Here is a 14,949-nt window from a genome sequence, read left to right as displayed (position 1 = left end):
ATTAGAAATAATTATCTTTTTAACGAAAAATGACCTCTTATTTCGGGTTTTGTATTGTCTATTTTTAAAACATACCAATAATCGGATGCAGGCAATAAACTTTTATTTAAGGTTCCGTCCCAAGTCAGTTTTGATTCGTTTAGTTGAATGATTAATTTTCCGTAACGGTCAAATATAGTCACCTCGGCTTCAGGGTAATTAATTAATCCTTTAACTTCCCATAAGTCATTATAGCTGTCATTGTTTGGTGTGAAAAACTTAGGAGCAATTAATACAATAAAGTTTTCTGTATCATAGCTGCAGTCGTTTAATTCTCTCACATAGGCAGTTTGTAGTCCGCTAGGGACATTGAAAAATACATTTGAACTTTGGTAATTGATTCCGTCAACGGAATATTCAAAATAAACTTGTTCTTGTTTTAAATAAATGACTACCGTGGTTTCGTTGACATCAACACGGTCTATCTCAGGAGTATCGTGTTCAATGACAGTAATTTTTTTTGTGCTGCTACAGTTTCCGAGTGCTGTACTTGTTATAGTTACAGAATAGGTTCCCGGCGTAGTAACAGTAATTGATTGCGTTGTTTCTCCAGTTGACCATAAATAAATCATACCAGAAAGTGATGCGTCTAGAGTTATTGTACTCGATTTACATAGTGTCACTATTTGATCTGTCACGGCTGGTGGAAAATAAATGATAATGTCTACAGGGATTCTATTTGTAGAAACACAGCCATTATTTACTGCCTCCGCATAATAAGTGGTGTTTTGAGTACTATTGGGAACTGTAAAACTTGTTCCTGTCGCTTCAATGCTTGTCCCTGTTGAGCTTGAATACCAATTTATAATTCCTATATCTGTAGTAGCCAAGAGTGTTATTGGTCCAGAACCACATTTAGTAACTGGCGTATTTGTTGAAGTTATTGAAGGAATTTTATTTATGGTTGCTATAATTGGTGTTCTTGCTGTTGTGCAACCCGCATCGACATAATAGGTAGTAGTCGTTAATAATATAGGGGTTGTATAGCTGTTTCCAGTGCCAACAGGATTTCCAGCATCATCATACCAATTTACTGTTCCACTAGAAGCAGTTGCTTGGAGCATAACTGTTCCTGAACCACATCTTGAGGCTGGTATTGTGCTGTTTATTATAGGTATTGTGATTGTTATACTTGCTGAAATTTGAAGAGGAAGTTCGCCTGGCATTCCGCCATATTCTACAATATAACCTTTGGGTTGATAATTACCACTTGGATCACCAGTATTAGACAAATCATTCCATGACCCTGGAATTCCAATCCCAGAAGCAGTAATATGTGCATGATCTTCGTTTCCAGCTTGATTTGGTTCGTTTGAATTCCAAAAAGCAAAATTAGGGGTTGAACCATTTGCCAGACCATTCCAAAAAATAGTCCCTATTTCAGGACCCGTTACCCACTTCCATATCCCTTCAGTTTCTGCATCGCTGCCTCCAATCCAACCCGTACCAGGTGCTTGTTTACCGGCTAATTGTGCCTCATCTGCGGCAGTGATTGTGGCTAAATAACCCTGTAGGCCATAATATGTTTTTGTTTCTGCCTCTGCTTTTGCTGCAGACCAAGTGATGCTTAAACTCGGTACATATTCGTAAAAATGACCATTTCGAGGTAAATAATTTGCTTGTCCTGTCCCTAAACTGATAGAAAAGTTTCTAATTCCTGATGGTGAAAGAGATGAATTGTAAAACTCAACATTTTTTATTGCAGTTTCAAAATCACTGTAGGGAACTAAACTAGCTGTTGAGCTGGATAATATTAGTTTTCCTTCAGCAGGAATCCAATTGGATATGATATTAGGATAAGAGCCCGTTAAAGTAAGTTGGTCCTGTCCAATAACATAACCTGATGAAATTTGAATGTAAACCGCATTGGTACTGGTTTCTGCGGGGTCGCTCGTTATTGTTACGCTAGTTGCAATTTTGACATAGGTTTGTGGGCAGTATGTTTGATTTCCCTCGGCCTTAATCTTAGGAGGATCTATAGCAATTGTGTTTTCCTCCAAATTTTTACGTAATGGATTTTTAATCGAATTAGTTTTGTTTCTACCATCTTTTTTGGCGGACAAATTATAGGTACTGGCAAAAGTAGCTTTTGAACAGATAAATAATAGCAGCACTATGATTTTAAAAAAATGACTAAATCTCATTTTGTAAAAGTATTAATTATTTAATGTTCAAAAAAAAAATTATTTCGGCCAATTTAATTTTCGAAACAAATCCCAGACTACAATACCTGCACTTACTGAGATGTTTAACGAATGTTTGGTTCCTAATTGTGGAATTTCGATACATCCGTCGCATAAAGCAACAGCTTCCTGAGAAACCCCATAAACTTCGTTTCCGAAAACTAAAGCGTATTTTTTTTCTTTTTCAACTTCAAAATCTTGAAGAAAAATGGAGCTTTCTACTTGTTCGATTGCAAGTGTGGTAATATTTTCTTTTTTTAATTTTTCAATAACTTCAAGAACGCTGTCGTTATGTTCCCATGCCACAGTTTCGGTAGCGCCAAGTGCTGTTTTATGGATTTCTTTGTTTGGAGGTGTTGCTGTTATGCCGCACAAGTATATTTTTTCTATCAAAAAAGCATCAGCGGTTCTAAATACTGAACCAATATTATGTAAACTTCTAATGTCGTCTAACACTAAAATAAGTGGTGTTTTTTCAGATTCTTTAAAAGCTTCAATAGTTTTTCTTTCGAGTTCGCTGTTTTCCAGTTTTCTCATATATTTTTGGATTTTACTTTAATAAAAAAAGCTTCCGAAATTAGGGAAGCTTTTTTATTATAAATTAATTTAGAATTTAGCTTTTTGCATCATCCCCTAAAACAGTTCCTTTTATAGTAAGTACTTTAGTTGGTTGTCCTGCAGCATTTGAAGTTACAGTTACAGTTTTTGTAAATGCACCGATTCTATCAGTAGCATATTTAACACCAATAATACCTTTTGCACCAGGAGCAATTGGCTCTTTTGGAGTAGTAGGAACAGTACATCCGCATGAACCTTGAGTATTTGTAATAATTAATGGTTTGTTGCCATTATTAGTAAAAACAAATTCACGTTTTCCATCTGCATTGTGTGCAATTGTTCCGTAATCAATAACTTCAGTTACAAATACCATTCCTGCACCATCTACTTTTGGAGTTGAAACTTTAGCAGTTGTAGCTTTTATTTTTTTTGTAACCTTTGATGTTTCTTGTGCATTAGAAGCTGTAACCCCTAATACTAATAATAACGCTAGTGTAACTATTTTTTTCATTGTTCTTGTTTTTTTAATTGGTTAAACAAATTTAAAGAAAAAATCATGCCATTAGCTTAATTTTTCCTTAAAAAAATTAATTTTTTGAAGTGTTACTTATTCGCATTAAAATATTTAAATTCGCTGACACATTTTTTTTTCATTTTTTAAATATAAAATAACTTGGCACCTAAAGAGAAAACGGTTAAAGAAACGCCTTTAATGAAGCAATATAATGAGATCAAAAGGAAATATCCGGATGCGTGTTTATTGTTTAGAGTAGGGGATTTTTATGAAACTTTTGGAGAGGATGCCGTTCGTGCTTCAAAAATTCTTGGGATAACATTGACCAAAAGAGGGGCAGGTTCAGAAACGGAGACTGCACTGGCAGGTTTTCCGCATCATTCTATAAATACGTATTTACCAAAACTAGTCAAAGCAGGGCTTCGTGTCGCAATTTGCGATCAGCTCGAAGATCCGAAAATGACCAAAACCATTGTGAAACGAGGTGTTACGGAACTTGTGACTCCCGGTGTTTCTATGAATGATGAGGTTTTGCAATCTAAAACGAATAATTTTTTAGCCTCTGTTTTCTTTGCAAATAAATCAATAGGGATTTCATTTTTGGATGTTTCCACAGGTGAGTTCCTTACGGCGCAAGGGAATGCAGAATATATTGATAAGTTATTACAGAATTTCAATCCAAGCGAAGTTTTAATTCCAAAAAACAATAAGAATGATTTCCGAGAAATTTTCGGAGATGATTACCATAGTTTTTACTTGGAAGATTGGATTTATAAAGAAGATTACGCATTCGAAACCTTAACCAAGCATTTTCAGACCGTTTCCCTAAAAGGATTTGGAATTGAAGAATTGAAAGAAGGAACTATTGCTTCGGGAGCGATTTTGTATTATTTGTCCGAAACCCAACATAATCGTCTGCAACATATCACGGCAATTCAGCGTATCGCCGAAGATGCTTATGTCTGGATGGACCGATTCACAATTCGAAATCTGGAATTGTATCACAGTTATAATCCTAATGCGGTGACGCTTCTCGATGTGATTGATAAAACGCTTTCGCCAATGGGTGGGCGATTATTAAAGAGATGGTTAGCGCTACCTTTGAAAGACAGTGTTAAAATACAAAGTCGTCATCAAGTGGTTTCTTATTTAAAAGAAAATCAAGAGGTTTTGAAAAATATTCAGAATCAAATCAAGCAAATTTCAGACTTGGAACGTTTGATTTCGAAAATTGCTGCCGGAAAAGTATCGCCCCGTGAAGTAGTTTATTTAAAAGAATCATTGGACGCTATTATTCCAATAAAAACCTTAGCGTTAGAAAGTCCGCAAGAAGCGGTAAAAGTAATTGGTGACAGTTTGCACAGTTGTGAATTATTGCGTGAAAAAATAAAAACGGTTTTAAATCAAGATGCTCCTGTGGCTATTGCCAAAGGAAATGCTATTGCCAAAGGAATTAATGCTGAATTAGATGATTTACGAGCGATATCAACTTCTGGTAAAGAATTCTTGGAAGGAATCGAAAAACGAGAGTCGCAATTGACAGGAATATCATCGTTGAAAATTTCCTTTAATAATGTTTTTGGATATTATATCGAAGTTAGGAACTTGCACAAGGATAAAGTTCCTACTGAATGGATTAGAAAGCAAACTTTGGTCAATGCTGAGCGATACATTACTGAGGAATTAAAAGAATACGAAACCAAAATCCTTGGTGCCGAAGAAAAAATTCATAAAATAGAAGCAGAGTTATTTGAACAATTGGTGAGTTGGATTGCCACTTATATCAAGCCAGTTCAAATGAATGCGAATTTGGTTGCGCAATTGGATTGTTTGTGTTCTTTCACGCAATTGGCTATCGAAAATAAATATGTTTGTCCGGAACTAGACGAAACATTTGAGCTGGAAATCAAAAACGGAAGACATCCTGTTATCGAAAAACAACTGCCTGTTGGAATGCCTTATATTGCAAATGATGTTTTCTTGGATAGAGAAACGCAACAGCTGATAATGATCACGGGGCCCAATATGTCTGGAAAATCGGCTATTTTGCGACAAACGGCCTTGATTGTGCTCTTGTCTCAAATGGGAAGTTTTGTTCCTGCGGATAGCGTGAGAATGGGAATTGTAGATAAAATATTCACCAGAGTAGGAGCGAGTGATAATATTTCGATGGGAGAATCTACTTTTATGGTCGAAATGAATGAAACAGCTTCTATCTTGAATAATATTTCCGATAGAAGTTTGGTGCTGTTGGATGAAATTGGAAGAGGAACGAGTACCTATGACGGAATTTCTATTGCTTGGGCAATTGCAGAGTTCTTACACGAACATCCTTCAAAGCCCAAAACATTATTTGCAACGCATTATCACGAGTTGAATGAAATGAGTGAATCTCTGCCGAGGATTCAGAATTATAATGTTGCTGTCAAAGAATTGAAAGATACCGTGCTTTTTATTCGGAAATTAGTAAAAGGAGGAAGCGCGCATAGTTTTGGAATACATGTCGCTAAAATGGCCGGAATGCCTCAAATCGTAATTTTGAAAGCACAGAAGCTTTTGAAAAAATTGGAAAAGAATCATTCGAGCGATGCGTTGAACGGAATTAAAGCTGCAAAAGACGAAATGCAAATGAGTTTCTTTAATCTGGACGATCCTTTGTTAGAGGAAATCAAAGAAGAGATCATAAGTTTAGATATAAATACCATTACACCTATGGAAGCGTTGATGAAACTTAATGAAATTAAAAGAATGTTGACCAGAAAATAATTTATTTTGTTTTAAAGTTTACGTTATCAGAAAGTTAACTTTTATCTGTGATTTTTTTATAAAAAAGGCTTGTATAATTCAATAAATGTCCTAAATTTGCCTCCGCAATACAGAACAAGTATCGCGGTTCTTTCTAAAAATTGAAAATGCGAAAATAGCTCAGTTGGTAGAGCGCGACCTTGCCAAGGTCGAGGTCGCGGGTTCGAGCCCCGTTTTTCGCTCCAACACTACATAATGCTCGGATGGTGAAATTGGTAGACACGCTGGACTTAAAATCCAGTGAACAGCAATGTTCGTGCGGGTTCAAGTCCCGCTCTGAGTACTAAAAAAGCTTCAAACTATGTTTGGAGCTTTTTTTATTTTATAACAAATCCATTTTAATTTTTTGAATGTCAATTTAAACAGCTGCTATTGCAATGTTTTTAGCGTGGCAAGGGTGAAGAAAGCATATTTGTTAGGAGAGTTAGTTTTTGATGATTTGGTGTATTTAAAGATGTATTATGGGAGCTTTTGTGATTAGTAAAAGAAATAATGACGAGTATAAATTTGTTTTCACTTCTAGAAAAGGGAAAATTATTTTTACAAGTTTAAGTTATGAACTTAAGTTTGAGTGTGAAGAAGATATTGAAAAGTTTAAACAAGACATTGCATCAGCTGATTTTTTAAAGTTTAAATCTTCTAATGGGAAGTACTTTTTTAAATTGATGTCAGGAGGTAATCATTTTGCGACAAGTAGAAAATATACAACTTCCTTGCGTCTTCAAAAAGGAATCAATGAAATTGTACTCTACGGGTCAAAGTCGGAAATATTAGATTTTTCGGAGAATGATTTTATTTTCTCGGATTAAGATTTAGAAAACAATTGTTTTGAAACAAAAAAAGAGAGTATTGGTGATTACCAATGCTCTCTTTTTGTTATTTATCATGAGGTTAAAAAAACGCTACTATAAATAATTAAAAAAGCCATCTCGCTAGGCGGATGGCTCTAAAATTTTTAGAATTTAAGTTCTAATTATTTTTTTGCAGCTTCAGTTGCAGTTTTTGCAGCGTCAGTTGCAGTTGCAGCAGCTTCAGTAGCTACAGCAGCAGCAGAATCAACAACTACAGCAGCAGAATCAACTACAGCAGCAGCAGAGTCAACAACAACAGCAGCAGAATCAACTACAGCAGCGTCACCAGCAGGAGCGTCAGCTTTTTTACATGATACAACAGTTAAAACAGCAACAACAGCTAAACTTAAAAATACTTTTTTCATCTTACTTTATTATAAAAGGTTAATTATTAATTCGTGGCAAAGATATAAATTTTTTAATATGTAAAATATTTTTTTATTTTTTTTTTAAAAAATAATATTTTTTGTCAACATTCTCATTTACAACAACTATTATGCCAGAAGGCTAATGAAGTGAAATATATTGTTGCTAATTTAATGAATGATACTCTTACAAACTTTTTTATAATCCAATTTCGGGGAGTATCAAAGCTTCTTACAGAAAGTTATCAAGAGTTCGCTTAATAACGGATCGTTTGTCTAAAAGAAAATCTTTAGAATAATTTATTGTTAAGAGATGTTTTTATTAAATCAGTATTCAACTAGTAATGTGTTTGAAAATTTGAAATGGTATTCATAATCACATTTGTGGCGCCTTTATTCATTTGTACAAAAGTGCTGCAAATATGTCCCCTTTCTTGTCGTTCTATCTCGTTTAGGATTAAGTTTGTGAAAGCAGCATCCAGTTCCTTTTTATTGGAAACAGAAATGCAGCCTTCCAGATTCATTAAAGCAGTTGCTTCGGCAAAATGGGAATAGTTTGGCCCTATAACTATTGGGACGCCAAAAGTCGCCGGTTCAAGGATGTTATGCACGCCAGGATTTCCAAAACCACCACCAACATAAGCAATATCGGCATAACTGTATATTTTGGTCAGAATCCCGATGGTATTAATGATCAAAACATCATATTCAGCAAGAGTCACATTTTCTTTTTCAGAGAAAAGAATCGTTTTTTTAGTAATACTGTTTTTTAACTGTTGAATTTGTTCGTCTTTTATATTATGGGGTGCTATTATAAATTTGACATTGTAATTATTCGAATTTATAAAATCGACTAATAAATTTTCGTCTTTTGGCCAAGAACTGCCAATTACAATAGTTAAAGTATCGTTTTTAAAAGTAGCAATGAAATCCAAAGTGTTGTCTTTTTCTAAAATTGCAGCAACTCTGTCAAAACGAGTGTCTCCGGAAACCGCTACATTGGTTTTGTTTAATTGTAGTAATAATTTTTTGGAGTTTTCATTTTGAACAAAAAAATAAGTGAATGTATCCAGCGCTTTTCTGTAAAAGCCACCATACCATTTAAAGAACATTTGGTTCTCTCTTAAAATTCCTGAAACCAAGTAAGTGGGTGTGTTTTGTTTCTTAAGTTCGCTTAAATAATTCAGCCAGTATTCATATTTGATAAAAAACACTAAATCCGGGTGGACAAGTTTTAAGAACTCTTGTGCGTTTCTTTTAGAGTCCAAAGGCAAATAAACTGTGACATCAGCAACGGTATTGTTTTTACGGACTTCATATCCCGAAGGGGAGAAAAAAGTAACCACAATTTTGTGTGAAGGGAATTTTTCTTTGATTTTTTCAATCAAAGGCAAGCCCTGCTCGTATTCGCCCAATGACGCAGCGTGAAACCAAATTGTCTTGTCAGAAGGTTTTATTTTTTGTTCTAAAGTAGGGAAAACAGCTTTCCGACCTTCAACAAAAAGTTTGATTTTTGGACTGAAAAGCGCTATGATTTTTAATGAAAAACCAGCAATTAGAATAATAAGATTATAAAGAAAAAGCATCATTGAAATTTTGGGGCTAAAATACGTTTTCTTTATATTAATTTCTTCTGAAAGAAATATTTAAATTTTGGCTCTCAGGAACCCACTTTTTTATTTCAGTTGGAATACTGTTTTTTTAATGTGGGTTTCATTGGTTTAAACTCATTAAATAACTATTTTTGTTTTTCGTTTTAAGAAAGTATTTGTTGTTTTTAGAAACCTTAAACTTTCGAACTTTAAACAAAAATTTCAATGAAAAAAATCCAAATGGTTGACCTTAAAAGTCAATATGATAAAATAAAAGACCTTGTAAATACCTCTATTCAGGATGTTTTAGATACCAATACTTATATCAACGGGCCTCAAGTTCATCAATTCCAAAAATCTTTAGAAGAATATTTAGGCGTAAAGCATGTAATTCCTTGTGCCAATGGTACCGATGCTTTGCAAATTGCGATGATGGGATTGGATTTAAAACCGGGTGATGAGGTAATCACTGCCGATTTTACTTTTGCCGCAACTGTGGAAGTGATTGCTTTGTTGCAATTGACGCCAGTTTTGGTCGATGTAGATATTTATAATATGAATATTTCCATCGAAGGAATTAAACGCGCCATTACGCCAAAAACCAAAGCCATTGTGCCGGTACATTTGTTTGGTCGTGCCGCCAATATGGAAGCAATTATGGCTGTTGCCAAAGAATATAATTTATATGTTATTGAAGACAATGCACAGGCAATTGGCGCCAATTGTAAATTCTTGGATGGAACCAAAAAGAAAGCGGGGACTATTGGACATGTAGGCTCGACTTCATTTTTTCCTTCAAAAAATCTAGGTTGTTACGGTGATGGCGGTGCTATTTTTACGGATGATGATGCATTGGCTCATAAACTTCGCGGAATTGTGAATCACGGAATGTACGAACGCTATCACCATGATGTGGTAGGGGTAAATTCGCGTTTAGACAGTATTCAGGCCGCCGTTTTGAATGCTAAATTGCCTTTGTTGGATGAGTACAGCAAAGCAAGACAAGATGCTGCCCGAAAATATTCAATAGCTTTTGAAGGGCACAAAAATATAATTGCGCCCAATATTTGTGCTATTTGTGATTGCCACGTTTTTCATCAATATACGTTACGCATTATCGATGCCGACAGAAACGGTTTAATGCAACATTTATTAGATAAAGGAATTCCATGTGCTATTTATTATCCAATTCCGTTGCATTCTCAAAAGGCTTATTTAGATTCAAGATACAAAGAAGAAGATTTTCCGGTAACCAATCAATTGGTGAAAGAAGTACTTTCTTTACCCATGCACACCGAATTGGATGAGGAACAAATCAAGTTTATTACGGATAGTGTCTTAGAATTTTTAAAGTAAATAACATGAAATATTTTTTTGCAACTATTGCGGTGGTTTTATTTCAATTTTCAGGTTTTGCTCAAAATAGCTCTAATAATAAGGAAGAAATCGCCGTTGCAGCTCGTGTCGAAATTTTGCGCCAAGCAATGATTGATGCTGATGCAAATAAACTTACGGCAGTAACGTCAACAGATTTAAGTTACGGACATTCTGATGGGCATCTTGAAAATCAAAACGTGTTTATTGGAAATATTGTTAGTGGAGTGTCTGACTTCGTTACAATCGAGTTTCAAAATCAAACCATTACGGTTGTTGGCGACGTTGCTATAGTACGACATGCACTTGCAGCCCATACCAGAGATGCTGGAGTTGAAAAGGACATCAAAATTGGAATAATGCTTGTTTGGCAAAAACAAAAAAATCAATGGTTGTTAATTGCCAGACAAGCTTTTAAACTATCACCACCAAGCGATAAAAAATAAAACATGAAAATAGTAGTAACAGGAGGGTTGGGTTTTATCGGTTCGCATACTGTTGTCGAATTACAAAATCAGGGCTTTGAAGTAATCATTATCGATGATCTTTCGAATTCATCTTTGAAAGTGCTGGACGGAATTCAGAATATTACTGGAAAAATTCCTGCTTTCGAAAAACTAGATTTGCGCGAAAAGGATAAAGTGCAGGATTTCTTTAAAAGGCATCACGATGTTTCAGGAGTGATACACTTTGCGGCTTCAAAAGCAGTGGGTGAAAGTGTTGAAAATCCGTTGTTGTATTATGAAAACAACATTAATACATTAGTGTATATTTTGCAGGAATTGCAACAGAAACCAGAAGCCAGTTTTATTTTCAGTTCGTCTTGCACGGTTTACGGTCAGGCCGAAAAAATGCCAATTACTGAAGATGCATCCATTCAAACGGCGATGTCTCCTTATGGAAATACCAAACAAATAGGGGAGGAAATCATCACAGATGTAGCCAAGGCAACTAATATCAACACCATTTTGTTGCGTTATTTTAACCCGATTGGAGCACATTCCTCTGCCGAAATTGGGGAATTACCGCTTGGGGTTCCTCAAAATTTAGTGCCATTTATTACGCAAACCGGATTGGGTTTACGAAAAGAATTGTCTGTTTACGGTGACGATTACCCTACGCCGGATGGAACAGCTGTTCGGGATTACATTCACGTAGTCGATTTGGCGAAAGCCCATGTTATTGCTTTACAGCGACTATTAAATAAAAAAAATACCGCTAAAGTAGAAACCTTTAATCTGGGAACCGGAACCGGAAGTTCAGTATTAGAAGTTATCCATGCATTCGAAAAAGTAAGCGGTAAAAAATTACCGTATAAAATAGTGGCTCGTCGCGAAGGCGATATTACCTCGGCTTACGCCAATACGGATAAAGCAAATACTATTTTAGGATGGAAAGCAGAAGCTACACTAGAAGAATCTCTGGCCAGTGCCTGGAAGTGGGAACAGAAAATTAGAAAATAAAAAAAAAGCTGTCAATGACAGCTTTTTTTTGGATTATTTTTTTGCTGCTTCTTTTAATTTTTCAGCGGCTTGATTCATTTTATCAGCTCCTTTTTCAAGAGCCTTGCCAGCTTTACTCTTGGTAGAATCAACCGCCGCATCAACTTTTACAGCTGCTGTATCTATCGCCTCTTCCATTTCATTTCCAACAGCTTCGGTAGCTTCTTTTACTTCATCTTTTGTTTCTTTTTTACAAGAAGTTATTAAAGTTGCAACAAATACGAATCCTAAAAGTGCTTTTTTCATTTTTTTTATTTTAAAAAATTAATAATGGAGTGAACTCATCCTATAAAGATAAAAAAATCCTCATAAACTTTCATTTATGAGGATTCTATTTCATATTTTTTTAAATCTGCTGCCTGAAATTACGCATTCGCCGTAACCGCTTCTTTATCAATTTTTCCAATTAATCCAGCCAATACTTTTCCTGGACCCACTTCGGTAAATAAAGTAGCACCATCAGCAATCATTTGTTGTACAGATTGTGTCCATTTTACCGGAGCAGTCAATTGTATGATTAGGTTTTTCTTAATTTCTGCAGGATTTGAAACAGCGCTTGCCGTTACGTTTTGGTATACTGGACATATAGGAGTCGAGAAAGTGGTTGCTTCAATTGCAGCTGCCAGTTCTTCTCTTGCCGGCTCCATCATTGGAGAGTGAAAAGCACCACCAACGGGCAACAACAAAGCACGTTTTGCACCAGCCGTTTTCATCGCTTCACAGGCTTTTTCCACTGCGGTGGTTTCCCCTGAAATCACTAATTGTCCTGGGCAGTTGTAATTTGCAGCCACTACAATTCCGTCAATCGAAGCACAAACTTCTTCGACGATATTGTCAGCTAATCCTAAAACTGCTGCCATAGTGGAAGGCTTTATTTCGCAGGCTTTTTGCATTGCCAAAGCGCGTTGTGAAACCAATCGCAATCCGTCTTCAAAAGACAAAGCGCCATTCGCCACTAATGCTGAAAATTCACCTAATGAATGGCCTGCCACCATTTCCGGTTTGAAATCGTCACCAAGCGTTTTTGCCAAAATCACCGAATGTAAGAAAACAGCAGGTTGTGTAACTTTGGTTTCTTTCAATTCTTCGGCGGTTCCTTCAAACATGATGTCTGTGATGCGGAAACCTAAAATTTCATTGGCTTTTTCGAATAATTCCTTTGCTAATGGAGAGTTTTCATATAAGTCTTTGCCCATTCCTGTAAATTGTGCACCCTGACCCGGAAATACGTATGCTTTCATCTGTATAATTTAAAGATTGAAAAATTTAAAGATTGAAAAAGTAGTTTCAATCAGAACGCAAAAATACTATTTTTTACGGTATTTGAAACCATCTGTTTGGGTTCATTTTGCTCCTGAAAAGTTTACCTTTATGATAAATAATGAGATTCAATCAAAAAAATCCACTCCAATTAAGGAGTGGATTTACAAGTTGAAATTAAAGAACGAAATAAGCATTATTTAAAGGTTGTATGTGATGTGCTTTTGCTTCAGAAGCATATAATTCTTCATCAAATTCATCTCGATATTCGTTAACCATCTGCATAAGGTTTTTTTCAATTGCATTTGAAATGGCACTTACCGGAGTGTCAGTAGGCCTGTTTTCAAATGGATCTTGTAAATGAATAGCCATTTTTTCGATTAAGAAAAAAGCCGCCGCAATAGTTGTGACTAATGGAATTTGAAGCCAGCCAATAGTATTGATTAAACCAAAAGGCAAGAGAATTATAAATAAACACAGCGCAAATCGGATGTACATACTGTATGTAGTTGGAAAAATAGTGTTTTTTATTCGTTCACATTTCCCCATTGAATCACACAATCGCGTTAATGTATTGTCAATTTCCACTTGTTGGTAAACATTTATTTTATGGTTACTAAGTGCCTTTCTTAAATCTTTGGCGTGTAACATTAAAATAGCATTAGGAACATGTTTGTGCCTTTTTACAAAGCGTAAATCATTTTCGTCCAGTAGATCCTTTATTGTTTTTGTAGGATCTTTTTCTCGCAGCATTTGCCCAAGGCTATAGCACCATGCCGCTTGTCTTTTTGCAAATTTTTCCTTGAAATCGTTTGCCTGTACTGAAAAATCGGGATCAGTATAGAAAATTATAATTTGTCGCAATAGTGTTCGGGAATCATTAACAATGGACCCCCAGATTATTCTGGCTTCCCACCATCGGTCATACGCTTGATTGGACTTGAATGCCAGTAGCAATGAAATAATTGTACCAATTATTGTAGGGATTGCGATAGGAATATTAATAGATACAGTTGTGAAAAAATAGCGAAAGATTTCGAATGCAATGCAAAAGAAAATGACTAGTGCTAATTCGTTTTTTATTTTTCCCAATACATATTTCATGGGAATTTTCTTTTTTAGTAACATATATTTTGAATTAAAATTTTAAACAATCATCTTTAATAAACCTCTTCGTATAAAGAAAGGACGGGTAACCCTAATGTCTCGTTAAGAGCAGTTTTTTCTTTTTTTAGGAGCTTTAGTTTCTTGGGTTTTCGTGTTTCGATCAGAATATTTATGTTATTTTTTGATATCGTATCGGTTAAAAAGGGTTCTATTTCATTCGCTTTTTGTTGGTCATTTATTTTAGTTTGACTTACGATTTTTAAAGAAAAAAGGGTGTTTACATAGGTTTGTAAATCTTCTACTTGAAGGACGGAATCTGAATTTTTAATATACAATGCCTGACTAAATACTTCTTCTTCAAAGTTCGTGTTGAGGTGTAAAATGGGACATTTGCTGTTGGAAATGATTTGCAAACAATACATATTTATTTTCTTTTTAGAAGATTTAAATGAAGGAGTAATTATTGTTAAGTCAATAGCGAAATGCTCCATTAGATTTCTAAAAAGGGGAGAAGAAATGCCGTATTGATGGTGGATTTTTAAGGTGCAATTGCTGGATTCCAAAATAATTTCTCTACACATTTGTAAAACATTTTCCTGTGTAGCGCTTAGATCCTGATTGATGTTTCTTAATAAATTGGCAGAGGAATACGTGTCTGGAATATCAGTTATCAGCATCAGGATAAGCTGGCATGGCTCCCCATTAGATGATTGTATTGCTGTTTTAATTGCATTGATTGTATCACTTTGTAATGTCGTAGGAATTAGAATATTTTTCATCTGTATAAAATTTGATTTAT

At 35.2% G+C, this 14,949-nt stretch carries 14 protein-coding genes and 2 tRNA genes; 7 read left to right on the top strand and 9 right to left on the bottom strand.

What is annotated here, in order from left to right; translation table 11 throughout:
- Window positions 1–11: 11 nt before the first annotated feature.
- The 3 genes from ACM55M_RS08490 to ACM55M_RS08480 form a co-directional block, all read right to left on the bottom strand.
- Window positions 12–2,183 (bottom strand): T9SS type B sorting domain-containing protein, encoded by a 2,172-nt coding sequence (locus tag ACM55M_RS08490; protein ID WP_416857122.1) that lies wholly within the window; start codon window positions 2,181–2,183, stop codon window positions 12–14.
- 39 nt (window positions 2,184–2,222) lie between these two features.
- Window positions 2,223–2,759: an RNA methyltransferase gene (locus ACM55M_RS08485; protein ID WP_416857121.1), complete on the bottom strand. Its 537-nt coding sequence runs from the start codon at window positions 2,757–2,759 to the stop codon at window positions 2,223–2,225.
- A 76-nt stretch (window positions 2,760–2,835) separates the two neighbouring features.
- A complete protein-coding gene (locus ACM55M_RS08480; RefSeq protein ID WP_416849315.1) occupies window positions 2,836–3,291 on the bottom strand; it encodes a DUF1573 domain-containing protein in 456 nt (151 codons plus the stop codon).
- Between the two features lie 162 nt (window positions 3,292–3,453).
- Between ACM55M_RS08480 and mutS the strand changes: the two genes are divergently transcribed.
- The 4 genes from mutS (at window position 3,454) to ACM55M_RS08460 (ending at window position 6,908) form a co-directional block, all read left to right on the top strand.
- Window positions 3,454–6,060 carry a DNA mismatch repair protein MutS gene (gene mutS, locus ACM55M_RS08475; RefSeq protein WP_416857120.1) on the top strand — a complete coding sequence of 869 codons (2,607 nt, stop codon included), beginning with the start codon at window positions 3,454–3,456 and terminating at the stop codon, window positions 6,058–6,060.
- A 148-nt stretch (window positions 6,061–6,208) separates the two neighbouring features.
- Window positions 6,209–6,284 (top strand) — tRNA-Gly (locus ACM55M_RS08470).
- 12 nt (window positions 6,285–6,296) lie between these two features.
- A tRNA-Leu gene (locus ACM55M_RS08465) sits at window positions 6,297–6,382 on the top strand.
- Between the two features lie 178 nt (window positions 6,383–6,560).
- Window positions 6,561–6,908: a DUF1508 domain-containing protein gene (locus tag ACM55M_RS08460; RefSeq protein ID WP_416857119.1), complete on the top strand. Its 348-nt coding sequence runs from the start codon at window positions 6,561–6,563 to the stop codon at window positions 6,906–6,908.
- A gap of 164 nt (window positions 6,909–7,072) precedes the next feature.
- Here the strand turns inward: ACM55M_RS08460 and ACM55M_RS08455 are convergent, their stop codons facing one another.
- Together ACM55M_RS08455 and ACM55M_RS08450 are read right to left on the bottom strand one after the other, a co-directional pair.
- Window positions 7,073–7,315 carry a hypothetical protein gene (locus ACM55M_RS08455; protein ID WP_416849311.1) on the bottom strand — a complete coding sequence of 81 codons (243 nt, stop codon included), beginning with the start codon at window positions 7,313–7,315 and terminating at the stop codon, window positions 7,073–7,075.
- Between the two features lie 338 nt (window positions 7,316–7,653).
- Window positions 7,654–8,901 carry a 3-deoxy-D-manno-octulosonic acid transferase gene (locus tag ACM55M_RS08450; protein ID WP_416857259.1) on the bottom strand — a complete coding sequence of 416 codons (1,248 nt, stop codon included), beginning with the start codon at window positions 8,899–8,901 and terminating at the stop codon, window positions 7,654–7,656.
- 231 nt (window positions 8,902–9,132) lie between these two features.
- On the opposite strand from ACM55M_RS08450, the gene ACM55M_RS08445 reads away from it, so the two are divergent.
- The 3 genes from ACM55M_RS08445 to galE are packed head-to-tail and all read left to right on the top strand — an operon-like array spanning window position 9,133 to window position 11,744.
- Window positions 9,133–10,263, top strand: a complete 1,131-nt coding sequence (locus ACM55M_RS08445; RefSeq protein WP_416857118.1) for a DegT/DnrJ/EryC1/StrS family aminotransferase — start codon at window positions 9,133–9,135, stop codon at window positions 10,261–10,263.
- A gap of 5 nt (window positions 10,264–10,268) precedes the next feature.
- Entirely contained in the window at window positions 10,269–10,727 is a 459-nt protein-coding gene (locus tag ACM55M_RS08440; protein ID WP_416857117.1) for a nuclear transport factor 2 family protein, read from the top strand.
- A 3-nt stretch (window positions 10,728–10,730) separates the two neighbouring features.
- Window positions 10,731–11,744, top strand: a complete 1,014-nt coding sequence (gene galE, locus ACM55M_RS08435; protein WP_416857116.1) for a UDP-glucose 4-epimerase GalE — start codon at window positions 10,731–10,733, stop codon at window positions 11,742–11,744.
- Between the two features lie 33 nt (window positions 11,745–11,777).
- Here galE and ACM55M_RS08430 read toward each other — a convergent pair whose 3' ends face one another.
- From ACM55M_RS08430 to ACM55M_RS08415, 4 genes are all read right to left on the bottom strand, one after another.
- The gene (locus ACM55M_RS08430) at window positions 11,778–12,029 is read right to left on the bottom strand and encodes a hypothetical protein (protein ID WP_416857115.1); all 252 of its coding nucleotides are present in this window, start codon (window positions 12,027–12,029) and stop codon (window positions 11,778–11,780) included.
- 119 nt (window positions 12,030–12,148) lie between these two features.
- Window positions 12,149–13,024 carry an ACP S-malonyltransferase gene (gene fabD, locus ACM55M_RS08425; RefSeq protein WP_416857114.1) on the bottom strand — a complete coding sequence of 292 codons (876 nt, stop codon included), beginning with the start codon at window positions 13,022–13,024 and terminating at the stop codon, window positions 12,149–12,151.
- A 196-nt stretch (window positions 13,025–13,220) separates the two neighbouring features.
- Entirely contained in the window at window positions 13,221–14,171 is a 951-nt protein-coding gene (locus tag ACM55M_RS08420) for a bestrophin family protein (RefSeq protein ID WP_416857112.1), read from the bottom strand.
- Between the two features lie 32 nt (window positions 14,172–14,203).
- On the bottom strand, window positions 14,204–14,929 hold the full coding sequence (locus ACM55M_RS08415) for a hypothetical protein (protein ID WP_416857111.1): 726 nt from the start codon (window positions 14,927–14,929) through the stop codon (window positions 14,204–14,206).
- Between the last annotated feature and the right edge of the window lie 20 nt (window positions 14,930–14,949).

Origin of the sequence: Flavobacterium galactosi, from assembly GCF_048158585.1 — a bacterium.
Taxonomy (GTDB): domain Bacteria; phylum Bacteroidota; class Bacteroidia; order Flavobacteriales; family Flavobacteriaceae; genus Flavobacterium; species Flavobacterium galactosi.
This window is presented reverse-complemented; position numbering and strand designations above follow the sequence as displayed.